Below are 15,711 nucleotides of genomic sequence, written 5' to 3'. Positions count from 1 at the left end.
GCGCGATTACTCGGCCTTCGCTTCTTCGGTGGCTTCTGCGCCAGCGTCTTCAGCCGGAGCTTCTTCCGCCGCAGGAGCTTCCTCGGCGGGAGCTTCTTCAGCCGGAGCGGCAGCAGCGGCCTTGGCTTCTTCCTCGGCAGCCTTGGCGGCTTCTTCGGCTTCAGCGATCTTGGCGGCCTTTTCTTCGGCGCGGTCCTTGGCGGCCTGGCCCGGCTCACCCTTCTTGGGGTTGTTGCGGGCAGCCCGCTCCATCACGCCGGCGGCGTCAAGGAAGCGCAGCACGCGGTCGGTCGGCTGGGCGCCAACGCCGATCCAGTAGCGCGCACGCTCTTCGTTCAGCTTGACGCGCTCGCCCGAATCCTTGGGCAGCATCGGGTTGTAGGTGCCGATCTGCTCCAGGTACTTGCCGTCACGCGCGCTGCGCGAGTCCGACACGACGATCCGGTAATAGGGGCGCTTCTTCGCACCACCGCGCGAGAGACGGATTGCAACTGCCATTGTATTCTACCTTTCCAATCTAACCGTTTGAAATCACTTTTTCTTGAGGAGGTCCTGAAGATCCGGCGGCAGGGTGGAGGGATCCACGCCTGCGCCCTTGCCCAGGCCCGGCAGCCCGCCGCCCCCCGGCCCGCCAAGGCCAGGCATCGCGGCGCCCATTCCGCCTTTTCCGAACAGCGCGCCCAGGCCCTTGAGCCCACCCATCTTCCTGATCTGCTTCATCGCGCGGGACATTTCCTGGTGCATCTTGAGCACCTTGTTGACGTCCTGCACCTGCGTGCCACTGCCCGCCGCCACGCGCTTCTTGCGCTTGGCGTTGAGGAGTTCTGGGCGCTGGCGTTCCTTGACCGTCATCGAGCCGATGATCGCGTCCATGTGGACCAGCACCTTGTCGTCCATGCCGCTGGCGGCCATCGCCGCCTTGGCCTTCTTCATGCCGGGCATCATGCCCGCCAGCATGCCGAGGCCGCCCATCTGCTGCATCTGCCGCAGCTGCATCCGCAGGTCCTCAAGGTCAAACTGACCCTTGGCCATCTTGCGGGCGAGCGCTTCGGCGTCTTCTTCCTTGATCGTCGCCGCCGCCTTTTCGACCAGGCTGACGACATCGCCCATGCCGAGGATCCGCTCGGCCACGCGGCGCGGGTGGAACACCTCGATCGCGTCGAGTTTCTCGCCGGTGCCGGCGAACTTGATCGGCTTGCCGGTGACATAGCGCATCGACAGCGCCGCGCCGCCGCGGGCATCGCCGTCCATCCGGGTCAGCACCACGCCGGTCAGCGGCACTTCGTCGGTGAAGCTCTTGGCGACGTTGACCGCGTCCTGCCCGGTCAGCGAATCGACCACCAGCAGCACTTCTACCGGGGCCGAAACGCCGGCCACGGCCTTCATTTCGGCCATCAGCGCTTCGTCGACATGCAGGCGGCCGGCGGTATCGAGCAGCAGCACGTCGAACGCCTGAAGCCGCGCGGATTCCATTGCCCGGCGGGCAATCTCGACCGGCTGCTGGCCCGCCACGATCGGCAAGGTGGCCACGCTGGTCTGCTGCCCCAGTACCGCCAGCTGTTCCTGCGCCGCCGGGCGGTTCACGTCGAGCGAGGCCATCAGGGCCTTCTTGCCGTGCTTTTCCTTGATCAGCCTGGCGAGCTTGGCCGTGGTGGTGGTCTTGCCCGAGCCCTGCAGGCCCACCATCATGATCACCACCGGCGGCTTTGCATCGAGCAGCAGGCCTTCCTGCTGTTCGCCGCCCAGCATCTCGACCAGTTCGTCGTTGACGATCTTGACGACCTGCTGGCCCGGGGTGACCGACTTGAGCACTTCGGCGCCGATCGCCTTTTCGGTCACCGCATCAATGAAACGGCGGACGACCGGCAGGGCCACATCGGCTTCGAGCAAGGCCACGCGCACTTCGCGCATGGCATCGCGCACGTCCTGCTCGCTGAGCGCACCGCGCCCGCGCAGCTTGTCAAAGACGCTGCCAAGGCGGTCTGACAGGCTGTCGAACATAGACTCGGTCACTCCATCTGCCACCCTGCGGCGGCCAAAACGCAAAAACAGCCGGCGGACGAGAACTCGTCGGCCGGCCTCACGGTTTTCACCGCGAATTCAGGTGACTGGTGGAGCCTAGCGGGATCGAACCGCTGACCTCCTGCATGCCATGCAGGCGCTCTCCCAGCTGAGCTAAGGCCCCGTTCCAGTCATCTCACGGCCTGCCCTGGGGGGTGGCCATGCTCACCTTGCGGCGAGGCGCGCCCTTTATGGGCAGCGCCCGCGCATTGCAAGAGTGAATATTGAAGTGGTGATCAGTTGTCGTCGCTGTCGTTGTCGCCGCCGGTATCGAGACCGAGGTCGTCATCGTCGCCAAGATCAACGTCGGCATCGGGACGATTCTCTTCCTCGTCGACATCGTCCAGCTCATCATCGGCCAGATCCGAATCGGGCTCGGCGTCCTTCTTCTTCTCCAGCTCCTCGAACGGGATCGGCTGCTTGGACTTGAGCACCGGCTCCGGCGACCACTGTTCACCGCATTCGATGCAGCTGACCGGGTCTTCTTTGCCGAGATCGTAGAAGCGCGTGCCGCACTTGGGGCAGGAACGCTTGGTTCCCCATTCTGGCTTGGCCATCGTAAATCCTTAGTGTGCTGCCCGCCGGCGCTGGCGGGGCGGGTAATTCCGTATCGCTTGATGGGTGCGTAACTGCCCTCAATCAAGAGCGCGGCGCGCCTTGCCATAGGGCAATGCCGCTGTCAAAAGCCGCGGCGCTCTGGCCCCATCGCACAGGAAAGTCCAGCCTCTTGGCACACATTGCCCCTTCCCCGGCCCGGACCCCGCGCCGATTCCTGCCGCAAGGCCCGCTGCGGGGCCGCATCCGCGGGCCCGGCGACAAGTCGATCAGCCACCGCTCGCTCATGCTCGGCGCGCTGGCAGTGGGCGAGACGCGGGTCAGTGGTTTGCTCGAAGGGGAAGATGTTCTCGCTACCGCCGCCGCCATGCGCGCTATGGGCGCGCAGATCGAGCGCGAGGGGGACGGAACATGGTCCATCCACGGGGTCGGCGTGGGCGGGCTGCTCCAGCCGGAGCAGGCGCTCGACATGGGCAATTCGGGCACCTCCACCCGCCTGCTGATGGGACTGGTGGCCAGCCACGGCATTTCCGCCGTGTTCACCGGCGATGCCAGCCTGTCCAAGCGCCCCATGGGCCGGGTGATCGAGCCGCTGAGCCTGATGGGGGCAAGCGTCGAGGCGAGCCCGGGCGGGCGGCTGCCGCTGCTGGTGCGCGGTGCCCATCCGGCAGTGCCGATCACCTACCGCCTGCCGGTCGCCAGCGCCCAGGTGAAAAGCGCCATTCTGCTGGCCGGGCTGAACACGCCGGGGATCACCACTGTGATCGAGCCAGTGCCGACCCGCGACCATTCCGAACGGATGCTGCGCGGATTCGGGGCTGACATCGAGGTGGAGGAAGTGGCCGGTGAACGGGTCATCCGCCTGCGCGGCGAGGCCGATCTTCGGCCTCAGACAATCGAAGTGCCGGGCGATCCGTCTTCGGCCGCGTTCTTCATGGTGGCGGCCGCAGTCGTGCCGGGTAGCGACCTTATCATCCAGAACGTCGGCCTCAACCCAACGCGCGCCGGCCTGGTCGACGTGCTGCGCCAGATGGGCGCCAGCATCGAGGAGCTGGACCGGCGCGAGGTCGGCGGCGAGCCCGTGGCGGACCTGCGCGTGCGCCATGCGCCCCTGACCGGCATCGCCGTGGACCCGGCGCTTGCCCCCAGCATGATCGACGAGTTTCCTGTGCTGTTCGTCGCCGCCGCGCTGGCCCGGGGCCGCACGGTCACGACCGGGCTGGAAGAACTGCGGGTGAAGGAATCAGACCGGCTGGCCGCCATGGCCGCCGCGCTCACCCTTGCTGGCGCACAGGTGGAAGAAACGGCTGACGGCCTGATCATCGAAGGCACCGACGGCGATCCGCTGGCCGGAACTGCATGCGACCCGGTTACCACCCACCTCGATCACCGCATCGCGATGAGCATGGCCGTGGCCGGCCTTGCTTCGACAGGCGGCGTTGAAGTGGACGACACCAGCCCCATCGCGACCAGCTTCCCGAATTTCATGGCCTTGCTGGACGGGGCCAGCCAGTGATGCCGCTCGACTGGGCCTCGCTCGTCGCATTCGTAGGCACCGCTTTCATCATCGGTGCCTACGCCTATCTCACACTGTCTGCCGCACCGAACCCGTTTTTGCTGCACGGCGCAAACCTGGCAGGGGCGGCTTTCCTGACCGTGTCCTTGCTGGTCCACACCAACTGGCCCAGCCTGGTGCTGGAAGGCTTCTGGGCTGCGATTGCCGTAACGGGGTTGGTCAAGGCGTCACGCACCGGCAGGGCCACGCCATGATCATCGCGGTCGACGGGCCCACCGCATCGGGCAAGGGCACCATTGCCAAGGCGCTGGCCGACCATTTCGGCCTGCCCCATCTCGACACCGGGCTGCTCTATCGTGCGGTCGGGCGGCAGGTCATGCTGAGCGGTGGCGAGGCGGACGATCCGCGCGCCGCGCTCGCCGCCTGTTCGTTTCCCGACAGCTTGCTGGCCGATCCGGACCTGCGGACCGAGGAAACCGGCGGGCTGGCCAGCCGGGTCTCGGTCCATCCGGCAGTGCGGCAGGCACTGTTCGAACGCCAGCGGGCCTTTGCCACACAGGCCGGCGGCGCTGTGCTCGACGGGCGGGATATCGGTACGGTGATTGCGCCGGATGCGGCGGTGAAGCTGTTCGTTACGGCCAGCGTCTCGGCCCGTGCGCACCGGCGCTGGCTGGAAATGCAGGGCCGCGAGCCTGCGGTCACGCTGGACGAGATCGAGCGGGACATCGCCCGGCGCGACGCGCGTGACATGGGCCGGGCCGATGCGCCCTTGCGCGCGGCGCCGGATGCGCTGGTGTTCGACACCACCCATTTCGGGCGCGATCAGGCCGTGGCCGAAGCCATCGCGGCGGTGGAGCAGGCCTTGCGGTCATCCGGCAGCGCCTGAACTCCCCGGCCCGCCCGGCCCATTTTCCTTGCATTTCGCCCCGCCTTCGCCTAGGCGCGCGGCCGTTCAGCCAATCTGCTGATTGAAGGAACCTGCGCGGCGGCATCCGGCCCCGGGCGGAAAACGGCCCTCTTGCCCCGTTTGGCCGAGCAATGGTGCTCGGAGACGGAGAAAGACCCCGGATAAACCGGTGGCCGGTAGCAAACGTGAACAGGATACCTGCATTTATGGCGAGTACTGCCAACCCCACCCGCGCCGACTTTGAAGCAATGCTCAACGAGCAGCTCGGCGGCGCCGGCGAAGACGGCTTCGAAGGCCGCGTCGTCAAGGGCACCGTTACCGCGATCGAGAACGGCTTTGCCATCATCGACGTCGGCCTCAAGAGCGAAGGCCGCATCGACCTCAAGGAATTCTCTCGCGGTGAAGACGAGCACGGCTTGGCCGTCGGCTCGGAAGTCGAAGTGTTCGTCGACCGCGTCGAAAACGCTGACGGCGAAGCCATGCTCAGCCGCGACCGCGCCCGCCGCGAAGCCGCCTGGGACAAGCTGGAAAGCGAATTCGGCGAAGGCAAGCGCGTCGAAGGCCGCATCTTCGGCCGCGTCAAGGGCGGCTTCACCGTCGACCTCGACGGTGCCGTTGCCTTCCTCCCCGGTAGCCAGGTCGATATCCGCCCCGTGCGCGATGTCACCCCGCTGATGGAAGTGCCGCAGCCGTTCATGGTGCTGAAGATGGACCGCCGCCGCGGCAACATCGTCGTCTCGCGCCGTGCAGTGCTGGAAGAAACCCGCGCCGAACAGCGCAGCGAGCTGATCGACAAGCTGGCCGAAGGCCAGGTGATCGACGGTGTGGTCAAGAACATCACCGATTACGGCGCGTTCGTGGACCTGGGCGGCATCGACGGCCTGCTTCACGTCACCGACATGAGCTACAAGCGGGTCAACCACCCGAGCGAAGTGATTGAAATCGGCCAGACCGTGACCGTGCAGATCGTCCGCATCAACGAGGAAACCCAGCGCATCAGCCTCGGCATGAAGCAGCTGGAAAGCGATCCGTGGGATGGCGTGGCCGCGAAGTACCCGGTCGGCGCCAAGCTTTCGGGCGTGGTCACCAACATCACCGAATACGGTGCCTTCGTGGAACTGGAAGCCGGCATCGAAGGCCTGGTCCACGTTTCGGAAATGAGCTGGACCAAGAAGAACGTCCACCCCGGCAAGATCGTCTCGACCTCGCAGGAAGTCGACGTGCTGGTGCTCGAGGTCGATAGCGACAAGCGCCGCATCAGCCTTGGCCTCAAGCAGGCCCAGGGCAACCCGTGGGAAGAATTCGCCGCCAAGAACCCGGTCGGGACCAAGGTCACCGGCGAGGTCAAGAACGCGACCGAATTCGGCCTGTTCATCGGGCTCGACGGCGACGTCGACGGCATGGTCCACATGTCGGACATCGCCTGGGGCCTCTCGGGCGAAGACGCGCTGGCGCTGCACCGCAAGGGCGAGCAGGTCGAAGCCGTGGTGCTCGATGTCGATATCGACAAGGAGCGCATCAGCCTCGGCATGAAGCAGCTCGAAAAGGGCGCACCGAGCGAAGCCTCCGCTGGCGGTGGCTCGCTGAAGCGCAACGACGTGGTCACCGTGACCGTGCTCGAAGTGCGTGACGGCGGCCTTGAAGTGCAGGTTGGCGACGATGGCGCGACCGGCTTCATCAAGCGCGCCGACCTCGGCCGTGACCGTGACGAGCAGCGCCCTGACCGCTTCCAGGTCGGCCAGAAGCTCGACGCGATGGTGATCGGCTTCGACCGTTCGAAGAAGCCGAACTTCTCGGTCAAGGCCCGCCAGATCGCGGAAGAGAAGGAAGCCGTGGCCCAGTTCGGCTCGTCCGATTCGGGTGCATCGCTCGGCGACATTCTCGGCGAAGCGCTCAAGGCGAAGAAGGACTGAGGCACCTGAGTGGCGCTCGCCCATTCGGGCGAGCGTCCTCGGTGCTGTTTCGCGCTGTGCGCGAGCACCTGCGGGCGGCAGGTCGGCCTTGCGACATCTTCGGTGTCGTTGGACGATCGAAATCCCGATAAAGAAGAAGCCCGTTCTCCCTGCGGAGGGCGGGCCTTTTCTTTTGCGCTCCGGCACCCTAGGTGGAGCGCATGATCCAGATCCACCAGTTCCCGTGCCTTAGCGACAACTACGGCTTCCTCATTCACGATCCCGCCAGCGGAGAGACCGCTGCGATCGACACGCCCGACGGTGCGGAATACCTCCGCCAGGCCGAAGCGAAGGGATGGCGGATCACGCAGATCTGGAACACCCACTGGCACCCTGACCACGCGGGCGGCAACGAGGCCATTGTCGCCGCGACCGGTGCCCGCGTCATCGCCCCGCAGGAAGTCGAGAAGATCGCTGCGATCGACCGGGTGGTGGCCGATGGCGACACCGTTTCGCTCGGCCACTTCGAGGCCGGGGTGATCGACGTGTCGGGCCACACCAACGGCCATATCGCCTATCACCTGCCCGCAGCGGGCGTCGCCTTCGTCGGCGATGCCGTGTTCGCGCTGGGCTGCGGGCGGATGTTCGAGGGCGAGCCGGGCCAGTTCTGGGACAGCCTTTCACGCATCAAGGCGCTGCCTGAAGACACCGTGCTCTACTGCGCGCACGAATATACCCAGTCGAACGCCAAGTTCGCGCTCCATGCCGATCCGGACAATGCCGCGCTCAAGGACTACGCCGCCGAGATCGAGCGCAAGCGGGCCGAAGGCAAGCCCACGGTGCCCACCGTGCTCTCGCGCGAGCTTGCAACCAACCCCTTCCTGCGGGCCGACGAGCCGGCCATGCGGGCCCGCTGGGGCGGCGCTCTGCCACAGGAAACCTTCGCAGCACTGCGGGCTGCCAAGGACAATTTCTGACCCCCGTGACGCGTCCTAGCGAGGAGCCTAAGGCGACGTGGCCATGCAGAGCCGTTTCGACCCGACGCTCTGGATTGCCGCGCGGCTGCACCGCTCGCAATGACGGATAGGGTCATGCAGGCGCTGCGGGTCGAGCAGCTGTCGCCCGATCTGTCGGGCCTTTCGCTGCTGGACCTGCCTATGCCGGTGCCGGGGCCTGATCAGGCGCTGGTGCAGGTGCGTGCCACCTCGCTCAATCACCCTGACCTGCTGATGACGCGCGGTGCCTACCAGTTCAAGCCGAAGGTGCCCTTCACGCTTGGGCTGGAGCTGGCAGGTGAAGTGGTCAGCGCGCCGGAAGGCTCCGGCTTACGGGCCGGGGATCGCGTCATGGGCGGGTCCAAGACGGGCGGCATGGCAGACTATGTCGCGCTTCCCGTGGCCGCACTGCGCCCGATACCGGCAGGGCTAGGCTTTGCCGCCGCCGCGGCCCTTGGGGCGGCATATAACACTGCCTGGACCGCGCTGGTCGAGATCGGGCGGCTGCAAGCCGGGCAATGGGTGCTGGTCCACGGAGCGAGTGGCGGCGTGGGCCTGGCCGCCTGCGATCTCGCCAAAGCCCTGGGCGCGCGCGTGATTGCCGCAACCCACCGGGAAGACAAGCTGGCCGCCCTCAAAGCAGCCGTCCCGGTCGAGGCCGCAATCACCAACACCGGCCGTTTCCGCGAGGCGGTGGGGGAGATTACCGGCGGCAAGCTGTGCCAGATCGTGTTCGATCCGGTCGGCGGGGACGTGTTCGATGAAAGCACCCGCTGCGTTGCCTTTGGCGGGCAGTTGCAGGTGATCGGATTTGTCTCCGGGCGGATTCCCGAGATTGCCGTCAATATCCCGCTGATCAAGGGCTTCTCGGTCGTCGGTGTGCGGGCCGGGGAATATGCCCGCCGTTTCCCTGACCGGGGCGCAGCGATTGCGGCCGATGTCGCCCGCTTCGCCAGCGAAGGCCGCCTCCGCCCCCACATCGACCGGGCCCTCCCCCTCACCCGCTGGCGCGAGGCGTTCGAGGCAATGGCGGCAGGCCGGATCATCGGCAAGATCGTGCTGGAGCCGGGCACGTAAACCTCAAAGAGAAAGGCGCGCGCTCCAGCAGGGAGCACGCGCCTCGTATCTCTTAGCGTCCGCCCAGGCGGACAATCAGATCCCGTCGATGACTTCGTCAGCCAGTTTGCTGTCGGCTTCGGCGTCATGCTTGGCGACGATCAGCTTGCGGGCCGCAGCGGTGGCAGCGTTGGCAGCCTTGGCGCGGACTTGGTCGACCGCTTCGCGCTCGGCCGCGCCGATCTTGTCTTCGGCCATCTGGGTGCGGCGGGCGACCATCGCGGTGCTGTCTGCCTCGGCCTTGGCCAGAATCGCGTCAGCTTCACGCCGGGCGCCTTCAAGCATGGCCTCGGCGTCCTTCTCGGCATTGGCGATCTTGCGGCTGTAATCGTTGCGCAGCGCTTCAGCTTCGGCCCGCAGGGCCTTGGCTTCATCCAGCTGAGTGCGGATCGCGGCGATCTTGGCGTCAAGCCCGCCAGTCACCATGCCCGGAACCTTCTTCCAGATCATGATGGCAATCAGCACCAGCATGGCAACCGAGACGATCTGGTAGGGTTCGAGCCCGAACAGCGACGGTTCAAGGTGAACGGCGCCTGCCGCATCGACCTCGGTCACCGCATCGGCGGCCTCGGTAGCGATCACTTCGGGTAGCTGGTTAGCCATGGGCCATCGCCTCCTTCACGGCGGACTTGGCAGCGGGCTTGGTCACCTTCACCCCGGCCAGCCGGTGGACGATGTCCTGCGCCGCTTCAACCGCGACATCTTCGATCTCGGCCAGGGCCGACGTGCGGGCAGCGGCAATGGCTGCTTCGGCTTCGGCCACCCGCGCGTCAATCCGCGCCTGGGCCGCAGCCAGCTTCTTCTGGTTGGCCACGGCAGCTTCGGCCTTGGCCTTGCCGACCGTTGCCTGGGCAGCAGCGCGGTTGGCGTTTTCCCGCTGGCGCCATGCCTCTTCTTCCGCATCCGCCTGCGCCCGGGCCGCTTCTGCGGCGGCGAGGTCGGCGGCGATCTGGCTGTCACGGTCTGCGACCGTGGCCATGACCTTGGGCACCATCCCCCGGCCGATCACAAAGTAGACAATGCCGAAAAAGACCAGCAGCCAGAAAATCTGGCTGGCGTAGGTCTCCATCAACTGGGCTATCTGGGGCATGGATTGAAGCCTTGCGGGTGGAAACGTGAAAACGGCAGGCGGCTGCGGGGAATACCCGTCAGGCCGCCCGCCATGTCAGGGTGTGTCAGGCGACGAAGATCAGGATCATCGCGACGACGAACGCCAGCAGGCCGAGAAGTTCGGCAGCGGCGAAGCCGATGAACAGGCGGCCCTGCTGGCCGTCAGCGGCACCCGGATTGCGCAGAGCGCTTTCGAGGAACGAACCGAAGACGTTGCCCACGCCGATCGCGGCCATGCCGGCACCAATTGCGGCAAGACCCGCACCGATCAGCTTTGCAGCTTCTGCTTCCATGATGAAACTCCTTTGGATTGAAACGGTTGATTGTAACAGATGAAACTCAGTGGAGGTTTTCCGCGTCGTTGATGTAGAGCGAAGTCAACAGCGCGAAAACATAGGCCTGGATACCGGCAACCAGGATTTCCAGGGCGCTGATACCAATCATCAGCACGAAACTCGGCAGGCCGACCAGCAGGCCGAACCCGACCCCGGCATTGGTTCCGTCGATGACGAAGCTTGACAGCACCTTGAGCAGGACGTGCCCGGCCATCATCGCCACGAACAGTCGCAGCGCGAGGCTGAAGGGGCGAACCGCGAAGCTGACCAGCTCGATCAGGAAAATGATCGGAATCATCGGCACCGGAGTGCCATGCGGGATGAACAGGCTGAAGAAGTGGAAGCCGTGCTTCCAGAACCCGACCACCAGCACGATCGCAAAGCTGATTACGGCGAGCACACCCGTAACCGTGAAGTGGCTGGTGAAGGTAAAGGGGTGAATGCCGACCACGCCGAGCGGCAGCAGGCCGAGCAGGTTGGCGAACAGGATGAACATGAACAGCGAGAAGACATAGGGCACGTACTTGCGCCCTTCCTTGCCGATGTTTGCTTCCAGCATGTTGTCGATGAAGCCGGTGAAGGTTTCCACCGCCATCTGCCAGCGACCCGGCACCAGCTGGCGCTTCAGGCCACCGGCAACAAAAAGACCGAGCACGATGGTGGTGACCAGCATCCACATCGCGCTGTTGGTGAAAGCGATATTGTAGCCCGCGATCTCCCAGTTCGCGCCGACCAGCGGCTCGATCGTGAACTGGTGCATCGGATCGACTTTGGCCTGTTCGGCTGCCACGTCTGCTACGTCCCTAGTCCATGCTGAACAACCGCCGACCGACTGACCCTATTCCGGATCCTGATCGGGGCGCTTGTTCGCCATCCGAAAAATGTTCCTGAAGGCGACGACTATTCCGAGGAACAGCCCGACCAACAGACCCCAGGGCATGGTTCCTGCGAAGCTGTCAACCAGCCAGCCGAGCACCAGACCACCGAGAATCCCTCCGAGCAAGTCCGCCAGGACCCGGTTGCCACTGCGATAGTTCGCATCGGCACCTGATCCTCGCGGCTTGTTGCGCTCATTTTCACGCTCGCGTGCGGCTTTAAGCCGCGCTTCGAGCGCGTCAATCCGCGCATCCTCGCCGATGGGTTCCCGGGCGGGTTTCTCGTCGCTCATGCCAGCCTCCTGTCTAGGGAATGCACGGCACGGGCAAGAGGTGCCCGCCGAAGGCGCCGCCCCCTTAGGCGGGGGTCAAAGGCGAGTCAACCGGTGCCGGGCCATTGATGGGGTCAAAATGCTGCAACTGCACAGCAGCAGATGAAGGATGGCTCAGGGGCAGCGCGGGTCCCGCAGCGGCGGAGCGTTGGTGCGGGTCTGCCAGGTGCCGTCGGGCGCCTGGTATTTCTCCCCCGGCCTGGTGCGGGCGATGGCCAGGCACCCGGCGGTCAGCGCATATTCCTCAAGCGTGGCGTTGGCCGCCTTGGCCCGGTCGGCATAGACCGCCCGGCGCTTGATATTGATGTCGTTGACCATCCGCTGGAGGGCATCGGTCGGCTGGACCACGATGCCGAGATAGCCGTCCATCTTCTCGCCCACTTCGCCGCCGGTGCGCGCGTTTTCATAGGCGGGATCGCGCTGCGCGTGAGCCACGGTCGCCAGCCCGCCAATCGCCATGACGGTAGCGGCGGCGCCCAGCGCCAGCTTGCGGATCGGGGTGGTGTTCATGGTCTTCTCCATCTGGACAGGTTCTCGTCAGAAGATGTCCGCGTTCTCGTCGATCGTGTTGCCCGCGTCAGCGGCGAGCCGATAAATCACTTCCTGCCGGATATTGATGTTGAGCTCGATCACGATCGGTTCTGCGGGTGCATTGACCTGAATGCATCCCCCGAGCGTGGCCGGGCCCGCCAGCAAAACCAGCCTGCCCCATCGCCCCAAGCGCGACACTGTGAACTGCTCCCTCATCGGGCCGGTCTTCGCAGCGCCTGCGCTTCGGGTCAATCTGGCAAGGGTCATGGCGTGCTCTCGCTTTCGGGGATCTGAATGGGCAGTTCATCGGGAATCAGGTCTTCGGGCCGGATCGCATCCGGCGCCGGGCGGACGACCGGGGCCAGCCGCTGCCCGTCGCCGGAAATCAGGCCGAGCTCGCGCGGGTCGCGGATGAAGGCCGGGTCGTACATCGCGCGGATCGAAGTGATCAGCTGGTAGAACGGCGCGCGGATGTTGACGTTGAAGCGGATGGGCAGGCCGGCGACCTGGCGGGTCAGGAAGTTCTGCTTCGTGCCCTCGCCCTGGCTCACGCCGTCAAACCGCACCCTGGTGACGATCTCGCCGGTGAGCGGCCCGTCCATGCGCACTTCCATCGTCTTGTAATCGAGCGAGCGCAGCGCGGCGAAGGCGAAGTTGGCGATGGCGCCCATGTCCTCATAGGTCAGCTCGCCGATGTAGGAGACATTGCCTCCGGGCGGGCGCGAATCCAGCTTCCCGCCTTCGATTCGCCCGTTGCCCATTTCGTCGAACACGATCGGCAGGACCCCGTCGAACACCCCGGTGGCGTTGATGTTGCCAAGCTCCAGCTGCTGGACAAAGCGGGCCGCCTCCAGCCCCTCGACCCGGAAGACGTAACGGCGTTCCTCGCCCACGCCGAAGTTCATCGTCACCGGCTCCAGCGTCAGACGCCCGCCCATGAAAGGCCAGGAGCCGCCGCTCACGCTGAGCGTCTCTCCGCCGCGCAGCTCGAATTCGATCACCCCCTCCAGCGCTTCGATCCCGGGGTTGACCGAGGCCACCCGGATGCGCTGCCCCGGCGCGGTAGTCAGGCCCAGCAGGTCGGTGAAGCGCACTGTTCCGCTTGCCCCCCGAACCGGGCCGAACGCGGCCGCAAAGTCGAGGCTTTCGCTGGAGAACACGCCCGAACTGGTCACGCCATCGGCATTCCAGTCAATCCGGCCCTGCCCGGCGATCGTGCCCCGCACATTGGCGATCACACCCAGCGCCTGCCCGGTCAGCATGTCGGGCTGCAGGTCCCCGTCGAACAGCAGGCCGGCCACCGCGAGATCCGCATAGCCGGTGGCGCTGGAAAGGTCATGGCGGATGGCGACATCGCTTACCGCGCGATCGCTGGCCGGATGGCGCAGGGTCGCCAGCGCCGTCACCACATTGTCCTGCAAAGTCAGGCTGGCATCGCGCGCCACCAGCGGGAAGAAACGGGCCTCGGGCGAGCGGTCCTGCAGGCGGAACGAGCTTTCGGTGAAGGTCAGCACCCCGCCCCGATAGGCCCAGTTTCCGGCGGCTTCGCGCAAGTCCAGCGGGACGGCCGCCAGCGCCACGTCGGCGTCAGCGAATGTCCCGGCAATGCCGCTGTCCCCCAGCATCGCATCGAGCCGGTTGACCGTGAAGCGGCTGGCGCTGCCCGCCGGCCCCAGCTCCACATCGAGGTCGCGAGCGGCAAGCACGCCGGGCCAGGCGAATCCGGTCGGGCCGCTGCGCAGCCGGACCGGCGTGCCCGCGAGGCGCCCGGTGAGATCCAGCGCAGCGACTCCGGCGGCCACTTTCAGACCGGAGCCATCGCTTCGGACGATTGCGCCGCCGGGCCCGGGGCAAACCGTCAGCGCGCGGGCATCGATTTCAAGGTTGGCGAGCGACAGCGAATCGAACCGGACCCGGGTGCAGCGCGGCCAGACCTGCACCACACCGCTGGAACCCACCGAGCCGGTAAACGGCAGCACGAGGCCCCGCACTGCCCCGCCCGGCAAGGGCCCGCTGGCCCGAGCCTCCCCCGAAAAGCCCAGCGAACCGTCAGCGGCCTGAGCAAGGAATATCGCGGGGATGGCCAGCCGACTGTCGCCCTGTGCATAGTCTTCCATCCGGGCGCGGAACACGAGGTTGCCGCCGGGTTGGCGCTCCATCCGGCCGGCAATGCGCGGCAGGCCCGCCCCGCCGGTCACCACGTTGCCGGAGAACCGGGGCGCACCCGAACCGGCCGTGCTCGCCTGGAAGCGCGACAGCGACAGCAGCATTGCGCCGCTGCTGCCCCGCACGCTGGCCGCCGGAACGGTCAGGCTGGTGACCGATCCGGTGCGGCGGAGCACCAGGTCCGCATCGAAGCGGCTGGCGGCAAGTTCGCTCCGCAAGGCCGCGCGAACCTTGGTCAGCAGCGGCTCAAGCAACGTCCCGGCCGTGCCGGCCCGCGCGTTTTCGAGCGCATTGTCGAGCCCCGGGCCGGGCGTGACGCCGCGCCCTGCCAGCGTGCCGTCGAGCGTGATGCGGTCCAGGCCTGCGCGGGTGCGCAAGGCTCCTTCCGCATCCACCCTGTCAACCGCAGCCCCCGCGAACCGCAGCCCCGCGGCGGACAGGTCAAAGCCGGCATCGATGCCGGCCCTGGTCCACGCAAAGTCAGTGGTGCCGCGCAGATTGGCGGCCCGGGCGTCGCCCCCTGCCATCCGCCCCAGGGCGAGCGACGCAGTGCCGTCAAACCGGTCGAAGGTCGGTGACGCGGTCACGTTGATTGTCGTGCTCGATCGGGCGAGCGAAAGCCCGGCCTGTGCGCAGGACAGCGCCTCCACCCGCACAGGCCCGGCAAATGACGCTTGTCCGGTGGCCGTGGTCAGGGTGCCGTAAAGCGTCGCCCCGTCGGCAGCACAGCCGGGCAGCGCCAGGTCAGGCGCGGTCGCCGCGAGCACACCGCTGAACCCGCCCGGCAGCCAGCCGCCACCCTGCGCCTTGATCCCGACCGGGCCCCAGTCCGTTTCCAGCAGGGCGCGGCCGTCCACCAGCGTGAGGTCAAGGTCGGGCAGGCCGGGGGGCTCGTCGCTTTCCGCGAACAGGAAGGGGTCGAGCGTGCCGAACGACAGTTTGCCCCGGCGCAAGCTGCCGAACAATCGGGGCCGGATCAGTTCGACCCGCTCGATTTCCGGCAGTCCGAAGCCATAGCGCAGATGGACGATGGCGCGCTCTACCGTCATGTCCGGCTGCGCGGGATCGCCGATCACGATCCTGCTGAACACCTGCCGCTGCGGGCCAATCGAATCGACCCGGTATGTCGCCGGAATGTCACGCTTGCCCAGCTGGTCGGCCAGGACATCGTCCGCGATCCGTTCGCGCTGGGTCCAGAGCCAGCCCATGGCCAGCAACAGGAACAGCATGATCGCGGCGGTCACCCGCCAGCGTTTGCGTCGGGGTATCAGCCGGGCGACGAGGCTCTTCTCAGGATTGTCGATCTCAGCCTCGACCATT

At 66.4% G+C, this 15,711-nt stretch carries 17 protein-coding genes and 1 tRNA gene; 6 read left to right on the top strand and 12 right to left on the bottom strand.

Features of this window, described 5'->3' with window-relative positions; translation table 11 throughout:
* Positions 1 to 6 precede the first annotated feature (6 nt).
* The 4 genes from rpsP to U4960_RS06775 all read right to left on the bottom strand — a co-directional run bounded on the left by rpsP (position 7) and on the right by U4960_RS06775 (position 2,618).
* Positions 7 to 498, bottom strand: coding sequence for a 30S ribosomal protein S16 (gene rpsP / locus U4960_RS06790; protein ID WP_324262809.1), 492 nt, complete (start codon positions 496 to 498; stop codon positions 7 to 9).
* Between the two features lie 33 nt (positions 499 to 531).
* Positions 532 to 2,001: a signal recognition particle protein gene (gene ffh / locus U4960_RS06785; RefSeq protein WP_324263075.1), complete on the bottom strand. Its 1,470-nt coding sequence runs from the start codon at positions 1,999 to 2,001 to the stop codon at positions 532 to 534.
* 108 nt (positions 2,002 to 2,109) lie between these two features.
* A tRNA-Ala gene (locus U4960_RS06780) sits at positions 2,110 to 2,185 on the bottom strand.
* Between the two features lie 112 nt (positions 2,186 to 2,297).
* Positions 2,298 to 2,618: a TIGR02300 family protein gene (locus tag U4960_RS06775; protein WP_324262808.1), complete on the bottom strand. Its 321-nt coding sequence runs from the start codon at positions 2,616 to 2,618 to the stop codon at positions 2,298 to 2,300.
* Between the two features lie 170 nt (positions 2,619 to 2,788).
* Between U4960_RS06775 and aroA the strand changes: the two genes are divergently transcribed.
* The 6 genes from aroA (at position 2,789) to U4960_RS06745 (ending at position 9,003) form a co-directional block, all read left to right on the top strand.
* On the top strand, positions 2,789 to 4,132 hold the full coding sequence (gene aroA, locus U4960_RS06770; RefSeq protein ID WP_324262807.1) for a 3-phosphoshikimate 1-carboxyvinyltransferase: 1,344 nt from the start codon (positions 2,789 to 2,791) through the stop codon (positions 4,130 to 4,132).
* Positions 4,132 to 4,386, top strand: coding sequence for a CBU_0592 family membrane protein (locus U4960_RS06765; protein WP_324262806.1), 255 nt, complete (start codon positions 4,132 to 4,134; stop codon positions 4,384 to 4,386). Before aroA ends, U4960_RS06765 begins: the two co-directional genes overlap by 1 nt.
* Positions 4,383 to 5,018: a (d)CMP kinase gene (locus U4960_RS06760; protein ID WP_324262805.1), complete on the top strand. Its 636-nt coding sequence runs from the start codon at positions 4,383 to 4,385 to the stop codon at positions 5,016 to 5,018. Before U4960_RS06765 ends, U4960_RS06760 begins: the two co-directional genes overlap by 4 nt.
* 227 nt (positions 5,019 to 5,245) lie before the next feature.
* Positions 5,246 to 6,952, top strand: coding sequence for a 30S ribosomal protein S1 (rpsA, locus tag U4960_RS06755; RefSeq protein ID WP_324262804.1), 1,707 nt, complete (start codon positions 5,246 to 5,248; stop codon positions 6,950 to 6,952).
* Between the two features lie 200 nt (positions 6,953 to 7,152).
* Positions 7,153 to 7,908, top strand: a complete 756-nt coding sequence (gene gloB, locus U4960_RS06750) for a hydroxyacylglutathione hydrolase (RefSeq protein ID WP_324262803.1) — start codon at positions 7,153 to 7,155, stop codon at positions 7,906 to 7,908.
* A gap of 99 nt (positions 7,909 to 8,007) precedes the next feature.
* A complete protein-coding gene (locus U4960_RS06745) occupies positions 8,008 to 9,003 on the top strand; it encodes an NADPH:quinone oxidoreductase family protein (RefSeq protein WP_324262802.1) in 996 nt (331 codons plus the stop codon).
* 75 nt (positions 9,004 to 9,078) lie between these two features.
* On the opposite strand, the gene U4960_RS06740 is transcribed toward U4960_RS06745, so the two are convergent.
* The 8 genes from U4960_RS06740 to U4960_RS06705 form a co-directional block, all read right to left on the bottom strand.
* Positions 9,079 to 9,645, bottom strand: coding sequence for a hypothetical protein (locus tag U4960_RS06740; RefSeq protein ID WP_324262801.1), 567 nt, complete (start codon positions 9,643 to 9,645; stop codon positions 9,079 to 9,081).
* On the bottom strand, positions 9,638 to 10,132 hold the full coding sequence (locus U4960_RS06735; RefSeq protein ID WP_324262800.1) for an ATPase: 495 nt from the start codon (positions 10,130 to 10,132) through the stop codon (positions 9,638 to 9,640). Before U4960_RS06735 ends, U4960_RS06740 begins: the two co-directional genes overlap by 8 nt.
* 85 nt (positions 10,133 to 10,217) lie before the next feature.
* Entirely contained in the window at positions 10,218 to 10,445 is a 228-nt protein-coding gene (locus tag U4960_RS06730) for a F0F1 ATP synthase subunit C (RefSeq protein ID WP_324262799.1), read from the bottom strand.
* Positions 10,446 to 10,491: 46 nt separating this feature from the next.
* Positions 10,492 to 11,277 carry a F0F1 ATP synthase subunit A gene (locus tag U4960_RS06725; protein ID WP_324262798.1) on the bottom strand — a complete coding sequence of 262 codons (786 nt, stop codon included), beginning with the start codon at positions 11,275 to 11,277 and terminating at the stop codon, positions 10,492 to 10,494.
* 48 nt (positions 11,278 to 11,325) lie between these two features.
* Complete coding sequence (locus tag U4960_RS06720; RefSeq protein WP_324262797.1) at positions 11,326 to 11,655, bottom strand: AtpZ/AtpI family protein; 330 nt, start codon at positions 11,653 to 11,655, stop codon at positions 11,326 to 11,328.
* A gap of 153 nt (positions 11,656 to 11,808) precedes the next feature.
* Positions 11,809 to 12,204, bottom strand: a complete 396-nt coding sequence (locus U4960_RS06715) for a YdbL family protein (RefSeq protein WP_324262796.1) — start codon at positions 12,202 to 12,204, stop codon at positions 11,809 to 11,811.
* 27 nt (positions 12,205 to 12,231) lie between these two features.
* Positions 12,232 to 12,441, bottom strand: coding sequence for a YnbE family lipoprotein (locus U4960_RS06710; RefSeq protein ID WP_324262795.1), 210 nt, complete (start codon positions 12,439 to 12,441; stop codon positions 12,232 to 12,234).
* 47 nt (positions 12,442 to 12,488) lie between these two features.
* The gene (locus tag U4960_RS06705) at positions 12,489 to 15,710 is read right to left on the bottom strand and encodes a YdbH domain-containing protein (protein WP_324262794.1); all 3,222 of its coding nucleotides are present in this window, start codon (positions 15,708 to 15,710) and stop codon (positions 12,489 to 12,491) included.
* Position 15,711: the final 1 nt, after the last annotated feature.

It is taken from the genome of Altererythrobacter sp. H2, from assembly GCF_035319885.1.
In the GTDB taxonomy this organism is placed as follows: Bacteria; Pseudomonadota; Alphaproteobacteria; order Sphingomonadales; family Sphingomonadaceae; genus 34-65-8.
This window is presented reverse-complemented; position numbering and strand designations above follow the sequence as displayed.